Source organism: Pseudomonas sp. P5_B2 (assembly GCF_056400445.1).
Genome location: NZ_JBFULH010000069.1, coordinates 1 through 15301 on the forward strand (window position 1 = coordinate 1; position 15301 = coordinate 15301).

14 protein-coding genes and 1 pseudogene are annotated in these 15301 nt (G+C 59.0%); 12 read left to right on the top strand and 3 right to left on the bottom strand.

Annotated elements, in window-relative coordinates:
* Together AC1DRJ_RS09250 and AC1DRJ_RS09255 are read left to right on the top strand one after the other, a co-directional pair.
* Window positions 1-244, top strand: a 244-nt coding sequence (locus AC1DRJ_RS09250; protein WP_477801865.1) for an Orn/Lys/Arg family decarboxylase, incomplete at its 5' end; no start/stop codon positions are given.
* Window positions 245-258: 14 nt separating this feature from the next.
* The gene (locus AC1DRJ_RS09255) at window positions 259-873 is read left to right on the top strand and encodes a GNAT family N-acetyltransferase (protein WP_477801866.1); all 615 of its coding nucleotides are present in this window, start codon (window positions 259-261) and stop codon (window positions 871-873) included.
* On the opposite strand, the gene AC1DRJ_RS09260 is transcribed toward AC1DRJ_RS09255, so the two are convergent.
* The gene (locus AC1DRJ_RS09260; RefSeq protein ID WP_477801867.1) at window positions 839-1732 is read right to left on the bottom strand and encodes a LysR family transcriptional regulator; all 894 of its coding nucleotides are present in this window, start codon (window positions 1730-1732) and stop codon (window positions 839-841) included. The two genes, AC1DRJ_RS09255 and AC1DRJ_RS09260, sit on opposite strands and share 35 nt — an antisense overlap.
* 88 nt (window positions 1733-1820) lie before the next feature.
* Window positions 1821-2081, bottom strand: coding sequence for a hypothetical protein (locus AC1DRJ_RS09265; RefSeq protein ID WP_477801868.1), 261 nt, complete (start codon window positions 2079-2081; stop codon window positions 1821-1823).
* Window positions 2082-2257: 176 nt separating this feature from the next.
* On the opposite strand from AC1DRJ_RS09265, the gene AC1DRJ_RS09270 reads away from it, so the two are divergent.
* Complete coding sequence (locus AC1DRJ_RS09270) at window positions 2258-2818, top strand: NADPH-dependent FMN reductase (RefSeq protein ID WP_477801869.1); 561 nt, start codon at window positions 2258-2260, stop codon at window positions 2816-2818.
* A 233-nt stretch (window positions 2819-3051) separates the two neighbouring features.
* On the opposite strand, the gene AC1DRJ_RS09275 is transcribed toward AC1DRJ_RS09270, so the two are convergent.
* Window positions 3052-4002, bottom strand: a complete 951-nt coding sequence (locus AC1DRJ_RS09275) for a DUF1853 family protein (RefSeq protein ID WP_477801870.1) — start codon at window positions 4000-4002, stop codon at window positions 3052-3054.
* Window positions 4003-4110: 108 nt separating this feature from the next.
* On the opposite strand from AC1DRJ_RS09275, the gene AC1DRJ_RS09280 reads away from it, so the two are divergent.
* The 9 genes and pseudogenes from AC1DRJ_RS09280 to AC1DRJ_RS09320 all read left to right on the top strand — a co-directional run bounded on the left by AC1DRJ_RS09280 (window position 4111) and on the right by AC1DRJ_RS09320 (window position 15039).
* On the top strand, window positions 4111-5001 hold the full coding sequence (locus tag AC1DRJ_RS09280; protein WP_477801871.1) for an NAD(+) kinase: 891 nt from the start codon (window positions 4111-4113) through the stop codon (window positions 4999-5001).
* Window positions 5001-5972, top strand: a complete 972-nt coding sequence (locus tag AC1DRJ_RS09285) for a metallophosphoesterase (protein WP_477801872.1) — start codon at window positions 5001-5003, stop codon at window positions 5970-5972. The genes AC1DRJ_RS09280 and AC1DRJ_RS09285 overlap by 1 nt, the downstream gene beginning before the upstream one ends.
* Complete coding sequence (locus AC1DRJ_RS09290; RefSeq protein WP_477801873.1) at window positions 5969-6838, top strand: rhomboid family intramembrane serine protease; 870 nt, start codon at window positions 5969-5971, stop codon at window positions 6836-6838. Before AC1DRJ_RS09285 ends, AC1DRJ_RS09290 begins: the two co-directional genes overlap by 4 nt.
* Before the next feature lie 35 nt (window positions 6839-6873).
* A complete protein-coding gene (locus AC1DRJ_RS09295) occupies window positions 6874-7134 on the top strand; it encodes a YeaC family protein (protein ID WP_477793829.1) in 261 nt (86 codons plus the stop codon).
* A complete protein-coding gene (locus AC1DRJ_RS09300; RefSeq protein WP_477801876.1) occupies window positions 7131-7961 on the top strand; it encodes a DUF2797 domain-containing protein in 831 nt (276 codons plus the stop codon). Before AC1DRJ_RS09295 ends, AC1DRJ_RS09300 begins: the two co-directional genes overlap by 4 nt.
* 10 nt (window positions 7962-7971) lie before the next feature.
* Entirely contained in the window at window positions 7972-10629 is a 2658-nt protein-coding gene (gene pepN, locus AC1DRJ_RS09305) for an aminopeptidase N (protein WP_477801874.1), read from the top strand.
* 43 nt (window positions 10630-10672) lie between these two features.
* A pseudogene (locus tag AC1DRJ_RS09310) lies at window positions 10673-10810 on the top strand (IS110 family transposase); the annotation flags it as partial.
* A 775-nt stretch (window positions 10811-11585) separates the two neighbouring features.
* On the top strand, window positions 11586-12638 hold the full coding sequence (locus AC1DRJ_RS09315) for a WD40/YVTN/BNR-like repeat-containing protein (protein ID WP_477801875.1): 1053 nt from the start codon (window positions 11586-11588) through the stop codon (window positions 12636-12638).
* 25 nt (window positions 12639-12663) lie between these two features.
* Window positions 12664-15039 carry an efflux RND transporter permease subunit gene (locus tag AC1DRJ_RS09320; RefSeq protein ID WP_477801877.1) on the top strand — a complete coding sequence of 792 codons (2376 nt, stop codon included), beginning with the start codon at window positions 12664-12666 and terminating at the stop codon, window positions 15037-15039.
* Window positions 15040-15301: the final 262 nt, after the last annotated feature.

Sequence of the window (15301 nt, forward strand, 5' to 3'; positions counted from 1 at the left end):
GGTTTCGATCGACGCCCTGGACGGGCGGATCGCTGCGGTGATGCTGGTTCCGTATCCGCCGGGCATTCCACTGATAATGCCGGGCGAGCGGTTCACCGAGGCGACGCGGTCAATCATCGACTACCTTTCATTTGCACGAACGTTTGATAGCAGTTTCCCCGGATTCGTCGTCGATGTGCATGGTTTGCAACACGAAGACGAGGGCAATGGACGGCACTACACCGTCGATTGCATCAAGGAATGAGGACCTTTCCCAGTATGCAACCTGTCATTAATCCCAAGTACCCCGGCCTTGCGGTGCGTGTCGCCGATGACGGCTTCGCAGCCTATATCTGGGGCAGTGACTTCAGTTTTGAAGTCGCCGCCTATGGCACCGTCGAAATGGGCAAATCGGTCGAGCAATGGCCGATTACGCCAATCACCCCTTATCGAAAGTGCTATGGCATCGACCCTGAAGAGTTCAGCAGTTTTAGAGATGCGGCTGACAGTGCGATTTTCATGGCCTATATCGATGATGAGCCCGTCGGTCATCTGGTAGTCAGCACCAACTGGAACGGTTTTGCCCATATCGACGAGCTGGCGGTACATGCGCCGGCGCGGCACCACGGTGTGGCCAGAGCATTGCTGGATGTGGCTCAATTCTGGAGTCGCAAGAAAAAACTGCCGGGGATCATGCTCGAAACCCAGAACAACAACCTGGGCGCCTGCCGGCTCTATGAGCGGTGCGGTTATGTGATTGGCGGGATCGATCATCTGCGCTATCGCGGGATCGATCCGAACACCGCCGAAGTGGCGCTGTTTTGGTATCGCTTGTTCGATAATGCGCTGGAAAATCCACTCAGTTCGCCAGCATCGCCACGGCTTGTTCCGTAATGATGTCCAGCAGGGTCTGAACGGCGGCGGACGGTTCGCCGCTTTTCAGGGTCAGGGCGTAGAGGCTGATCGGCACTGCCGGCGCCAGTGGGCAAACATCCAGCCCGCTGGATTTGGCGCCAAGGGCGGTAAACGGGTCGACAATCGCAAGGCCCTCACCAGCCTCCACCATGCTGCGCATCATCTGATGCGTCTGGACCCGGATATGCACGAGCGGAGCAGGGCGCAAGGCCTGCAATTTGTTCTCGAGTGCCGGGCTCAGCGGGTCGTGACCTTCGAGTCCGACCATTGACTGGCCCGCCAGATCTTGCAACGAAATGTATTTCTGCTTGGGTTGTAGCCAGCCATGGGGCGCCAGTAGCTGGAGCTTGCCTTGGGCAATCACCTGGCAATGGATGTCGGCGTGGTCGGGATCCTGCAAGCTCAACCCCAGATCGCTTTCGCGCAACAGCAGGGTCTTGATGATCTCGCGGGTCGGGTGGCTCAACAGGCTGCAAGGTGCGTCGGGCAGGCGTCGGCGCAGGGCGGCGATGCTCTGAGGCAATAGTTGTTGGGCTAGCGGCGGGGTGCAAATGATGCGCAGTGGTGGTGCCTGGTATTGCTTGAGGCTGGAGGCCAGGCGCTGAACGGGCTCAAGCGCTTCGTAGACGTGGGCGATTTCGACCTGAAGCTCCCGCGCTTCGCGGGTCGCCTGCAAGCGTCCACGCACGCTGGAAAACAGCATGAAACCCAACTGACCCTCGGCCTCGCGCAAAATGCCTTCAACCTCGGCCACCGGCAACTGCAGCCATTCGGCGGCGGTGCCCAGGTGACCGGTCTGCACAAGCGCGTGAATCACTTCGATATGGCGTAAACGCATGCATGAAGTCCATGTTCGGCAGGTGAGGGAATCAGTGACTGAATCCTAACTCAAGTGCGCGCCTATGACTTCTGCTCATAACGTTGGGTTATGACGCGGTGCTGGCTACCGGCACGCTGCCGACAAAGGTGTCGGGTTCGCGCACGATGGTCACGTCCGATTGAACCAGCAGGAACTGGTTGTCATCCAGCTTCCTGACGCGGTCGCCAATGGCCAGTTTGTAAGTGGTGACAGGCTCCGTACCGCCGAGGCCGTCTGCCGACGGAGTGGATTCCTGGAACTCGTGCACGGAATATACGCGGCCTTCCGCATCTCTTGCGTGGAACTGACCGACAAGTACTGCTGCCATCTGTTTAGAACCTCTGGAGATAAATCACTCAAATTTCGGTTGTGTAGACCGTGGTTGGGCGAAGTAAGTTTTCGTGCAAGAAAAAAATAGTCAGGGGTGTGAAATTCAACAGCCCACTGGGTGATTCGTCATCTATAACTACAAGTTCTTTCCATCGGACAGTCGAGACATCTTCCATGAGCAACGTCTATACGATCGCCGTCATAGTCGGCAGCTTGAGAAAGGCATCGATCAATCGCAAGGTGGCACTGGCGCTAGCCGACCTTGCTCCAGCCAATCTCAATCTGCAAATCGTCGAAATTGGTGACTTGCCACTCTACAACGAAGACATCGATGGCGCTTCACCGCCGGCAGCCTACAGCACTTTCCGGCAACAAGTACGTTCATCCGACGCAGTGCTGTTCGTCACCCCGGAATATAACCGTTCGGTGCCGGCGCCTTTAAAGAATGCCATCGATGTTGGATCGCGGCCATATGGCCAGAGTGCATGGAGCGGCAAGCCGGGTGCAGTCATCAGCGTTTCGCCGGGTGCTGTCGGTGGATTTGGTGCCAACCATAACGTGCGTCAGTCCATGGTGTTTCTGGATGTACCGTGCATGCAGCAGCCGGAAGCCTATCTCGGTGGTGCCGGTACACTGTTCGACGAGGCCGGCAAACTGTCCGAATCGGTGAAGCCATTCTTGCAGAAGTTCATCGACGCCTATGGAAAATGGGTCGAACAACACAAAAAGGTGTGATTACGTTTGTAGCAGCAGCCTCGCAGGCTCGACAGCTGCTACCGGCGATGGCGGCTTTGGCTATTCGGTTATCCTTCTAGACCGAGTCTGCTTCATCGCGAGCAGGCTCGCTCCCACACTAAATTCATAGGTAGGTGGGAAATTTTGGTGTCTGGACTGGATCTCCAAAAGCATGAYTATCCCCTGTGGGAGCGGGCTTGCTCGCGAAGAGGCCAGCCCAGGCGCAACAAATCTCAACCACTGCCCGGCACATTCGGCCAAAGATCCGCCACCAGAAACAACCGTTCCGCTTCCTCCCATTCCCCCTCGGCATTCTCGATCAGGCGCACCATCAATTGCGCGGGCGCCAAGGGTTCCAGTTCACTGAGCCACGCGCTCAATTGCTCGCTATTCCAGGTCTGCTCCGCCGGATAATGCGCCGGTGCCAGCCAGGCATGGCGGGGCAGGGGTTGCCAGCGACCGAAAGGGCGCTGCACGACAAAATCCGCCCAGTCTTTCTGATGCAGCCAGCTACCACGCAAATGCTGCGGATGTGCACCGCCGGGTTGTTCGGCGCGTCCCGGCCACGGATACAGCAGGTAACCGCCGAGCCACAGGTGCGCGCTGAACTGCTGGATATCCAGCGCCGCCAGCACTTCGCGGCTTTCGCTGCGGGCAGAAATGGGCAGTTGATGCTGAGCCAGGTGCGCCAGTTTGCGGTCCAGCCGATCATGACAACCCGGGCCAAGCCACTGCGCGGTATCCTGCCCGTCGCCATTTTGCGGCCCGAGATAGAGCTTGATCGCCAGTTCCATGTGATGTACGCCGTCGCGATCGCGCAGCAGCATGTCCAGCTCGCCCAGTGTGTGGCCTTCACGGCGAATCGGCAGGTTGGCGGCAATCAGCTCGATCCCCGGCGCGTGCCGCACCGCGTACTGCCACAGTCGCTCGTAATACAGGCCCAGACGCCGGGTGCGGGCCTGGGACAGCCAGTGCAGCAAGTCATAGCTGTCACGGTCCAGTTGCCGCAGCCATCGCTCCAGGCGTTCGGGCTCTTGCACCCACTCGCTGCCGGCCAACGGATGGCGTTGCGGCCACGGCGTGTCGACGAGCATTGGCGGCGCGAGGATGACCCAGGCCAGGTCGCGCACTTCGGGGTGGCGCAACTGATGGGGCAACGAGAGCAAATCGGGAAATAGGATCATCTTGCGAGCATAGCCCTAAACATGAGTACACCCTTGTGGCTGAAAGGATTTTGTCTATCCCGCGCTTTCGCCCATAATCGTCTTTTTCGCCGTCCTCGCAGGAACCCCATGGAGCAATTTCGTAATATCGGCATCATCGGTCGCCTGGGCAGTTCTCAGGTGCTGGATACCGTCCGCCGACTGAAACGGTTTCTGCTCGATCGTCACTTGCACGTGATCCTCGAAGACACCATCGCCGAAGTCCTTCCCGGCCATGGCCTGCAAACCTCGTCCCGCAAGATGCTCGGCGAAGTGTGTGACATGGTGATTGTGGTCGGCGGTGACGGCAGCCTGCTCGGCGCCGCCCGGGCGCTGGCCAAGCACAATACTCCGGTACTCGGCATCAACCGCGGCAGCCTCGGTTTCCTGACCGATATTCGCCCAGATGAGCTTGAAATCAAAGTCGCCGAAGTGCTCGACGGCCACTACCTGGTGGAAAACCGCTTTCTGCTGCAAGCCGAAGTCCGCCGTCATGCAGAGGCCATCGGTCAGGGCGATGCCCTCAACGACGTGGTGCTGCACCCCGGCAAATCGACGCGAATGATCGAGTTCGAGCTGTACATCGACGGCCAGTTCGTTTGCAGTCAGAAGGCCGACGGCCTGATCGTCGCAACGCCCACCGGTTCGACCGCTTACGCGCTGTCGGCGGGCGGACCGATCATGCATCCCAAGCTCGACGCTATTGTGATTGTGCCGATGTACCCCCATACCTTGTCGGGCAGGCCGATTGTGGTCGATGGCAACAGTGAGCTGAAAATCGTCGTGTCCAAAGATATGCAGATTTACCCGCAAGTCTCCTGTGACGGGCAGAACCACTTCACCTGCGCCCCCGGCGACACCATCACCATCAGCAAAAAAGCGCAGAAACTGCGGCTGATCCATCCGCTTGACCACAATTACTATGAAGTCTGCCGGACCAAGCTCGGTTGGGGCAGTCGACTGGGTGGTGGAGGCGACTGATGCTCGATCCCGCGCGTAGCTACGACCTGATCGGTGACGTGCACGGTTGCGCTCTGACCCTTGAGCACTTGCTCGACCGGCTCGGTTATCACAAACAAGGTGGCGTCTGGCGGCATCCGTCGCGGATGGCCGTGTTTGTGGGCGATATCATTGATCGCGGCCCGCGAATTCGCGAGGCGCTGCACATTGTTCATGACATGGTCGTGGCCGGCCAGGCGCTGTGCATCATGGGCAACCATGAATTCAACGCACTAGGCTGGAGCACGCCGGCGCTACCGGGCAGCGGCAAGCAGTTCGTCCGTGAACACACGCCGCGTCATGCCCGATTGCTGGGAGAAACCCTGACCCAGTTCCAAGACCATCCCGGTGACTGGCACGACTTCCTGCAATGGTTCTACGAGTTGCCACTGTTCGTCGACGCCGGCCGCTTCCGGGTGGTGCATGCGTGCTGGGATTCGGGCCTGATCGAACCATTGCGTAGGCTGTTCCCCAACGGCTGTGTGGATGAGCATTTCCTCCAGGCGTCGGCCGTGCCGGGCAGTTTCGCCTGCACCGTGTTCGACCGGTTGCTGCGCGGCACCGACATGCCCTTGCCCCATGGTTTGACCATGACCAGCGGCGACGGCCTGGTGCGCTCGTTCTTCCGTACCAAATTCTGGGAAGACGACCCGCAAACCTACGGAGACATCGTCTTCCAACCTGACGCGTTGCCCGAGCCAGTGGCGCAGACGCCCCTGACGTCCACGGAAAAAAACACCTTGCTGCGCTACGGCGTCGATGAACCGCTGTTGTTCGTCGGTCACTACTGGCGCAGCGGCAAACCGGTGCCGATTCGCCCGAACCTGGCCTGCCTGGATTACAGCGCCGTGCTCTACGGCAAACTGGTCGCCTATCGGCTGGACCAGGAAACCCGGCTCGATCCGAATAAATTTGTCTGGGTCGATGTCGAACGGCCGGAGGTGCTGCAATGAGTGTTGTTGCCGTATTGCGTCTGCCGCTGGCGGTGGACTTGAGCGGGTTCGTCAAACTGCTGAAACGCATGCAGGTGCCGCATCGCGTCAGCGAAGAGTCAGGCGAACAGGTGCTCTGGGTGCCGGCCAACATCAGCGAGGACGTGCGTTCGCTGTACGAACGCTTTCCCGCCGGTGATCCCGATCAGCAGCTGGACATTCCTTCGGTGCAAACCACCAGCCGCCCCGGTTTCGTCGAGCAACTTCGCTACGCCAAGGCGACTGCGGCCGTTTTGCTCCTGAGCATCCTCGTGGGTGCAGTGACGCTACTGGGTGAAAACCTCGACACCATGCGCTGGCTGACCTTCCTCGATTTTCGCGTGGTCGGCGAGTACATCCACTTCGTGCCATTGGCCGACAGCCTGGCGGCGGGGCAGTGGTGGCGATTGATGACACCGATGCTGATCCACTTCGGCATCCTGCACCTGGCCATGAACGGCATGTGGTATTGGGAGCTGGGCCGGCGCATCGAATCGCGGCAGGGCAGCATCAACCTGGTCGGCCTGACGTTGCTGTTCAGCCTGGTTTCCAACTGCGCCCAGTATTATTTCAGCGGCCCGACCCTGTTCGGCGGATTGTCCGGCGTGCTGTACGGCTTGCTCGGRCATTGCTGGATCTTCCAGCTATTGGCGCCGAACCCGGCTTATCGCCTGCCGCGCGGCGTGCTGGTGATGATGCTGGTGTGGCTGGTGCTGTGCCTGTCCGGGCTGGTTTCGATGATCGGCTTCGGTGACATCGCCAACGCAGCCCATGTCAGCGGGTTACTCATCGGATGCTTCACCGGTTTGTTGGGTGGTTTGTACAACCGCCGTAAACTGGCCGCCTAAAACAGTTTATGTATTTAAAGAGCGCGGAGACCTTGATGTCCTCTTTTAACGAAATGATCAAAAACATCACCCCTGATATCTACCAGAGCCTGAAACTGGCGGTGGAAATCGGTAAGTGGGCAGACGGTAACAAGCTCACCGCCGAGCAACGCGAGTTGTCGTTACAGGCGATGATCGCCTGGGAAATCCAGAACCTGCCCGAAGAAGAGCGCACCGGTTACATGGGCCCGCAGGAATGCAGTTCGAAGTCGATCAGCGTGCCAAACATTCTGTTCAAGTCGGATGCCATCCATTGATCGAGATTGGCCGTGGTGCAATCAGTAAAATGTCGGCCCGCCTTTACGGGGCTGACGTGCAGTACGCGTTTCGCCTGGGCGACCTCGAGGTGCCGGTCAATCCAATGATCGGTACCACCGTGCGCCTGGAATACCTGGGGGCGATTCATTGCACCCATTGTGGACGCAAGACCAAAACCAGTTTCAGCCAGGGCTACTGCTACCCTTGCATGACCAAACTGGCGCAGTGCGACATCTGCATCATGAGTCCGGAGCGTTGCCACTTTGACGCCGGCACGTGCCGTGAACCGGAGTGGGGCCAGACGTTTTGCATGACCGATCACATTGTCTATCTGTCCAACTCGTCGGGGGTGAAAGTCGGGATTACCCGCGCCACCCAGCTGCCGACCCGCTGGATCGATCAGGGCGCCCGTCAGGCGCTGCCGATCATGCGCGTGTCGACCCGGCAGCAGTCGGGTTTCGTCGAGGACCTGTTCCGCAGTCAGGTGGCGGACAAGACCAACTGGCGTGCCTTGCTCAAGGGCGAAGCGGTGTCGGTGAATCTGGCCGAAGTTCGCGATCAGTTGTTCGACAGCTGCGCCGAAGGCCTGCAAACCTTGCAGGAACGATTTGGCCTACAAGCAATCCAGACGATTGCCGACGTAGAAACTCTCGAGATCCGCTATCCGGTCGAGCAATACCCGGCCAAAATCGTCAGCTTCAACCTGGACAAGAATCCGATTGCCGAAGGCACGCTACTGGGGGTCAAGGGCCAATACCTGATCTTCGACACCGGCGTGATCAATATTCGTAAATACACGGCTTATCAGCTCGCCGTGCATCAGTAAGGACTCCAGCATGCGCACCGAACAACCGAAGATGATTTACCTGAAAGACTATCAGGCGCCCGAGTACCTGATCGACGAGACGCACCTGACCTTCGAGTTGTACGAGGATCATAGCCTGGTCCATGCGCAACTGGTGATGCGCCGCAACCCCGAACGCGGCCCAGGCTTGCCGCCGCTGGTGCTGGACGGTCAACAACTGGAGCTGCTGTCGGTCACCCTGGCCGACCGCGAGCTGAGCGCTGCTGATTATCAATTGACGGAAAATCACCTGACCCTGCACCCGACCAGCACCACGTTCACGGTCGACACCAGCGTCAAGATCCACCCGGAAACCAACACGGCGCTGGAAGGCTTGTACAAATCCAGCGGCATGTTCTGCACCCAGTGCGAGGCCGAAGGCTTCCGCAAGATCACCTATTACCTCGACCGCCCGGACGTGATGAGCAAGTTCACCACCACGGTCGTCGCCGAGCAGCATAGCTATCCGGTGCTGCTGTCCAACGGCAATCCGATTGCCAGCGGCCCCGGCGAAGATGGCCGGCACTGGGCGACCTGGGAAGACCCGTTCATGAAACCGGCGTACCTGTTCGCGCTGGTGGCCGGTGACTTGTGGTGCGTCGAAGACACTTTCACCACCATGACCGAGCGTTCCGTGGCATTGCGCATCTACGTCGAGCCGGAAAACATCGACAAGTGCCAGCACGCCATGAACAGCTTGAAGAAGTCGATGCGCTGGGATGAAGAGGTCTACGGCCGCGAGTACGACCTGGACATCTTCATGATCGTCGCGGTCAACGACTTCAACATGGGTGCCATGGAGAACAAGGGCCTCAACATCTTCAATTCCAGCGCCGTGCTGGCCCGCGCCGAAACCGCAACCGATGCCGCGCACCAGCGCGTCGWAGCCATCGTCGCCCWCGAATACTTCCACAACTGGTCGGGCARCCGCGTGACCTGCCGCGACTGGTTCCAGCTGTCGCTCAAGGAAGGTTTCACCGTGTTCCGCGATGCCGGGTTCTCCTCGGACATGAACTCGGCCACGGTCAAGCGCATCCAGGACGTGGCGTACCTGCGCACGCACCAGTTTGCCGAAGACGCCGGCCCCATGGCCCACGCCGTGCGCCCGGACAGCTTTATCGAGATTTCCAACTTCTACACCCTGACGGTGTACGAAAAGGGCTCGGAAGTAGTCGGCATGATCCACACCTTGCTCGGGGCCGAAGGCTTCCGCAAAGGCAGTGACCTGTATTTCGACCGTCACGACGGCCAGGCTGTCACCTGTGATGACTTCATTAAGGCCATGGAAGATGCCAACGGTGTCGACCTGACCCAGTTCAAGCGCTGGTACAGCCAGGCGGGTACGCCGCGGTTGGCTGTGAGCGAGTCTTACGATGCAGCGGCGAAAACCTACAGCCTGACCTTCCGTCAAAGCTGCCCGGCAACCCCGGACAAGGTTGAAAAACTGCCGTTCGTGATTCCTGTGGAACTGGGCCTGCTGGATTCCAAAGGCGCGGCAATTGCCTTGCGTCTGTCCGGCGAAGCCAGCGCTCAGGGCACTTCGCGGGTGATCTCGGTGACTGAAGCCGAGCAGACCTTCACCTTCGTCGACATCGCTGAACAGCCGTTGCCTTCGCTGCTGCGTGGTTTCTCGGCGCCGGTGAAATTGAGCTTCCCGTACAACCGCGATCAACTGATGTTCCTGATGCAGCATGACAGCGATGGTTTCAACCGCTGGGATGCCGGTCAGCAACTGTCGGTGCAAGTGCTGCAAGAGCTGATTGCCCAACATCAAGCCGGCGAAACGCTGGTGCTGGATCAACGCCTGATTTCTGCCTTGCGCACGGTGCTGTCGGACGAGACGCTGGATCAGGCCATGGTCGCGGAGATGCTGTCGCTGCCGGGCGAGGCGTATTTGACCGAAATCAGCGAAGTGGCTGACGTCGACGCGATTCATATCGCACGCGAGTTTGCCCGCAAGCAATTGGCGGACGGATTGTTTGAAGCGTTGTGGCTGCGTTATCAAGCCAATCGCGACCTGTCGAAGAAAACCCCTTATGTGGCCGAGGCCGAGCACTTTGCTCGCCGGGCGTTGCAGAACATCGCACTGTCGTACCTGATGCTCAGCGGCAAACCGGAAGTGTTGGCGGCGACGCTTGAGCAATTCGAAGCGAGCGATAACATGACCGAGCGCCTGACTGCGCTGGCGGTGCTGGTCAATTCGCCGTTTGAACAAGAGAAAGCCAAGGCGCTGGCGAGTTTCGCCGAGCACTTCAAGGACAATCCGCTGGTCATGGATCAGTGGTTCAGTGTTCAGGCGGGCAGCACGTTGCCGGGTGGTCTGGAGCGGGTGCGTCAGTTGATGCAGCATCCGGCTTTCACTATGAAGAACCCGAACAAGGTGCGGGCGCTGGTCGGTGCGTTTGCCGGGCAGAACCTGATCAACTTCCATGCTGCGGATGGCTCTGGGTATCGCTTCCTCGCGGATCTGGTGATCGAGTTGAACGGGTTCAATCCGCAGATCGCTTCCCGGCAGTTGGCGCCGTTGACGCGCTGGCGCAAATACGATGATGCGCGTCAGGCGTTGATGAAAGGCGAGCTGGAGCGGATTCGTGCTTCGGGTCAGCTGTCCAGTGATGTGTTTGAAGTGGTCAGCAAAAGCCTGGCCTGAGGCTGGCTTCGCTCCCCCAGGGTCCACTCGGGCCCAGGGGGGGCTGGCTTTTAAGTGGATCAGAATCGTTTATCGGTGCTGGAAAACCAGCACCGTCTATGACGAAAAGGCGTACCTGCAGGCTTTAATACGCCGGGGATCAACATTGATAGAGGCACCGGTGGAGGTAGCTTCGGGTTGACGGAGAGGCTCAGGGCATGAGGGGGCGGGTGAATCAAAAGCCCAAGATCAAAAGCTTTCAGGCGAGCTAACGCTCGGCCTGTTGAGTGGTGAGAAGCAAAAGCCGTACGCCGATCCATTGTGGGAGCTGGCCTGCCAGCGAAGGCGGCCTGACAGCCAACCAATCTCCTTGGGATGTACCCTGTCCAACTGTGGGAGCGAGCTTGCTCGCGAAGCTGTTGATCTTGCCGTTGCTGTTGATCTGCTTTTGATCTTTCGCCCCTTCGGCAGGCCGAGCGTAGGTGTTCATCAGGGGGGTAGGCGCGTAGCGCCGTGCGGCGAAGCCGCACACATCGAGATGAGGTCGTAGCGAAGCAGACCGTAGGCGATGCCCCCTGATGGACACCGTAGCGAGGGAACACTGAGCCTTAGCGAAGTGCCGTACGCCGGGGCGAAGCCTTTTGCTTACTTTTCGGCGTCTGGAAAAGTGAGTCGCTGTAAGAGCGAAACCATAAGCAGCCGTTACCGCAGAAACGGATATGTACTCCAACCACCAAAACCCCAATCACCCCACCTGATACCCAATCATTCAGCCAAACCCCATCCCCCTCAGGTTAACAAAACATAACGCAGCGTCGATTGTCAGACCTTTCCAAACCCCGATAGGATAAGCCAGCTTCCGAAGGGGCTCTAGATTGCGCGTTTCAGGACCAAGCTCCAGACAGCCAATCACAACGAGCCACCTTACGGCGCCCTGAAAGGTTGAACGACCTAACAATAATAATGGGGGAAGGTCTATGAGTGAGCCTGTCATGGGTGTGGGTATCTGCCGCCCGCCGGCATTACGCAAAATCGCGTTGCTGGCTACAGCGCTCTCGCTGTTGGGCTGTGCTGTGTTGTCGGCACCTGTGCTGGCCGCTGCCGCGCCAGCATCCGATGCTGTTTATTCCATTGAATCTGCCAGGGCTGCCAAAAGCCTGATGCTGGATGTCGTCCACGCCGGCAAACGCTTGGTGGCGGTCGGCGATCGCGGGCACATTCTGTATTCCGATGACCAGGGCGTGACCTGGGTTCAAGCCAAGGTGCCGTCCCGGGCACTGCTGACATCGGTGTTTTTTATCGATGACAAACACGGCTGGGCCGTCGGCCATGACGCGCAGATCCTCGCGAGCGAGGACGGTGGCGCCACCTGGACCAAACAATTCGATGATTTGAAACGCGAAGCGCCGCTGCTCGACGTCTGGTTCAAGGACGCCAACAGTGGCTATGCCGTGGGTGCCTATGGCGCGCTGCTGGAAACCACCGACGGCGGCAAGCACTGGGAAGACGCCAGCGACCGCCTGGACAACGAGGATCAGTTGCACCTCAATGGCATCGCATCGGTCAAGGATGCCGGACTGTTCATCGTCGGCGAGCAGGGCAGCATGTTCCGCTCGGCCGACTGGGGCCAGACCTGGGAGAAAGTTGAAGGCCCGTACGAAGGTTCGCTCTTTGGTGTCATCGGCACGGCGCAAGCCAATACGCTGCTGGCATACGGCCTGCGCGGCAATCTCTACCGTTCCACGGATTTCGGCAGCACCTGGGAACAGGTCGAGCTCAAGGCCGCTCGCGGCGCACTGGAGTTCGGGCTGTCCGGCGCAACGTTGCTCGACGATGGTTCCATCGTGATCGTCGGCAACGGCGGCTCAGTTATCCGCAGCAACGACAACGGCGAAACCTTCAGCGTATTCAACCGTCCGGATCGTATTTCCGTTTCGGCAGTGACGGCGGCGGGCAATGGCAATCTGATTCTGGCAGGACAGGGCGGCGTTCGCGCTACTTCGCCAACCGGCTCAGAGCTGGGCAAATAATAAGAAGGGCGGAGCTATGACATCGATGACAAGCCATCACCAGGACAAGGCGACGTTTCTTGAGCGCCTGATTTTCAACAACCGTCCGGCAGTGATCTTCATCTGCCTGCTGGTCAGTGTTTTCCTGTTCTGGCAGGCGACGCTGATCCGGCCGTCCACCAGTTTCGAAAAAATGATCCCGCTCGATCATCCGTTCATTCAAAAGATGATGGAGCACCGCAACGACCTGGCGAACCTGGGCAACACCGTGCGGATCTCGGTGGAAGCCACTGACGGCGATATCTTCTCCAAGGAATACATGGAGACCCTGCGTCAGATCAACGACGAGGTGTTCTACATTTCCGGCGTCGACCGTTCAGGCCTCAAGTCGCTRTGGAGCCCKAGCGTGCGCTGGACCGAGGTGACSGAGGAGGGCTTCGCCGGYGGTGARGTGATCCCGCAGAGCTACAACGGCTCCCAGCAAAGTCTCGATCTGCTGCGCAATAACGTCCTCAAGTCCGGGCAAGTCGGGCGTCTGGTGGCCAACGACTTCAAGTCGAGCATTGTCGATATCCCGCTGCTGGAGTCCTATCCGGACCCGCAGGACCAGGGTAAGTTGCTGGCGCTGGACTACCGCAAGTTCTCCCACGAGCTGGAAGAAAAAATCCGCGACAAGTTTGAAAAACAGAACCCTAACGTGCAGATCCACATCGTCGGTTTCGCCAAGAAAGTCGGCGACCTGATCGATGGCCTGGTCATGGTGGTGATGTTCTTCGGTGTCGCCTTCGTTATTACGCTGATTCTGTTGTACTGGTTCACCAACTGCATGCGCAGCACCGTGGCGGTACTCAGTACCACGCTGGTGGCGGTGATCTGGCAGCTTGGGTTGATGCACTTCTTTGGCTTCGGACTGGATCCGTACTCGATGCTGGTGCCGTTCCTGATCTTCGCCATCGGTATTTCCCACGGCGTACAGAAGATCAACGGTATCGCCTTGCAGTCCAGTGAGGCCGACAACGCGCTGACCGCTGCGCGCCGCACGTTCCGTCAGCTGTTCCTGCCGGGGATGATTGCGATCCTTGCGGATGCGGTGGGTTTCATCACGCTGCTGATCATCGACATTGGCGTGATCCATGAACTGGCCATCGGCGCGTCCATTGGCGTGGCGGTGATCGTGTTCACCAACCTGATCCTGCTGCCGGTGGCGATTTCCTACGTCGGTATCAGCAAGCGCGCAGTAGAGCGCAGCAAAAAGGATGCGGTCCGCGAGCACCCGTTCTGGCGCCTGCTGTCGAACTTTGCCAGCGCGAAAGTCGCACCGGTGTCGATTGCCCTGGCCTTGCTGGCCTTCGGTGGCGGTCTCTGGTACAGCCAGAACCTGAAAATCGGTGACCTTGATCAGGGCGCACCTGAACTGCGTCCGGACTCGCGCTACAACAAGGACAACAACTTCATCATCAGCAACTACTCCACCAGTTCCGACGTGTTGGTGGTGATGGTCAAGACCAAGGCTGAAGGCTGCTCACGCTATGAAGCCATGGCGCCGATCGACGAGTTGATGTGGAAGATGCAGAACACCGAGGGCGTGCAGTCGGCGATTTCCCTGGTGACCGTGTCCAAGCAGATGATCAAGGGCATGAACGAGGGCAACCTGAAATGGGAAACCTTGTCGCGTAACCCGGATGTGCTGAACAACTCGATCTCCCGTGCGGATGGCCTGTACAACAACAGTTGCTCCCTGGCACCGGTGCTGGTGTTCCTCAACGATCACAAGGCTGCAACCCTTGATCGTGCGGTGCATGCGGTGCAGGAATTCGCCAAGGAGAACAACAAGGACGGCCTGGAATTTATCCTCGCCGCTGGTAACGCCGGTATCGAAGCGGCCACCAACGAGGTGATCAAGGAATCCGAGCTGACCATCCTGATCCTCGTCTACATCTGCGTCGCGACCATGTGCATGATCACCTTCCGTTCGTGGGCGGCGACCTTGTGCATCGTATTGCCGCTGGTGTTGACCTCGGTACTGGGTAACGCCCTGATGGCGTTCATGGGCATCGGCGTGAAAGTTGCGACCCTACCGGTGGTGGCGCTGGGTGTAGGGATTGGCGTGGACTACGGCATCTACATTTACAGCCGCCTGGAAAGTTTCCTGCGTGCCGGTCTGCCGTTGCAGGAAGCCTACTACCAGACGCTGAAATCAACCGGTAAAGCGGTGCTGTTCACCGGTCTGTGCCTGGCCATCGGTGTTTGCACCTGKATCTTCTCGGCCATCAAGTTCCAGGCCGACATGGGCCTGATGCTGACCTTCATGCTGCTCTGGAACATGTTCGGCGCGCTGTGGCTGCTGCCGGCGCTGGCACGGTTCCTGATCAAGCCGGAGAAACTGGCGGGACAGAAGGGCAACTCGCTGTTCGCTCACTGATCCTCGTCTGAAATAGAAAAGCCGCAACCTGGGTTGCGGCTTTTTTTATACGTGCGCCAGGCATGGCGCGTTGCGCGCAAGCGCAACCAGCTTGGCTGTGGTGGCCTCGCTGGTGACTTGGAGGTGAAAGTCCTCTACACACCCGGCAAGGGGAAGTGTTAGCCAGAGGCAAGGGTGTCGCGGGTGACCGCGAATCTGAAGGAAGCCCGAGGCAAAATGCTGGCCTGACGAACAGCAAGCGGATAGAGGCGGCGCAGCGGGG

Excerpts from the sequence above, each read along its gene's own strand:
- AC1DRJ_RS09255 (WP_477801866.1), top strand. The coding sequence starts at position 259 with ATGCAACCTGTCATTAATCCCAAGTACCCCGGCCTTGCGGTGCGTGTC.
- AC1DRJ_RS09260 (WP_477801867.1), bottom strand. The coding sequence starts at position 1,732 with ATGCGTTTACGCCATATCGAAGTGATTCACGCGCTTGTGCAGACCGGT.
- AC1DRJ_RS09265 (WP_477801868.1), bottom strand. The coding sequence starts at position 2,081 with ATGGCAGCAGTACTTGTCGGTCAGTTCCACGCAAGAGATGCGGAAGGC.
- AC1DRJ_RS09270 (WP_477801869.1), top strand. The coding sequence starts at position 2,258 with ATGAGCAACGTCTATACGATCGCCGTCATAGTCGGCAGCTTGAGAAAG.
- AC1DRJ_RS09275 (WP_477801870.1), bottom strand. The coding sequence starts at position 4,002 with ATGATCCTATTTCCCGATTTGCTCTCGTTGCCCCATCAGTTGCGCCAC.
- AC1DRJ_RS09280 (WP_477801871.1), top strand. The coding sequence starts at position 4,111 with ATGGAGCAATTTCGTAATATCGGCATCATCGGTCGCCTGGGCAGTTCT.
- AC1DRJ_RS09285 (WP_477801872.1), top strand. The coding sequence starts at position 5,001 with ATGCTCGATCCCGCGCGTAGCTACGACCTGATCGGTGACGTGCACGGT.
- AC1DRJ_RS09295 (WP_477793829.1), top strand. The coding sequence starts at position 6,874 with ATGTCCTCTTTTAACGAAATGATCAAAAACATCACCCCTGATATCTAC.
- AC1DRJ_RS09315 (WP_477801875.1), top strand. The coding sequence starts at position 11,586 with ATGAGTGAGCCTGTCATGGGTGTGGGTATCTGCCGCCCGCCGGCATTA.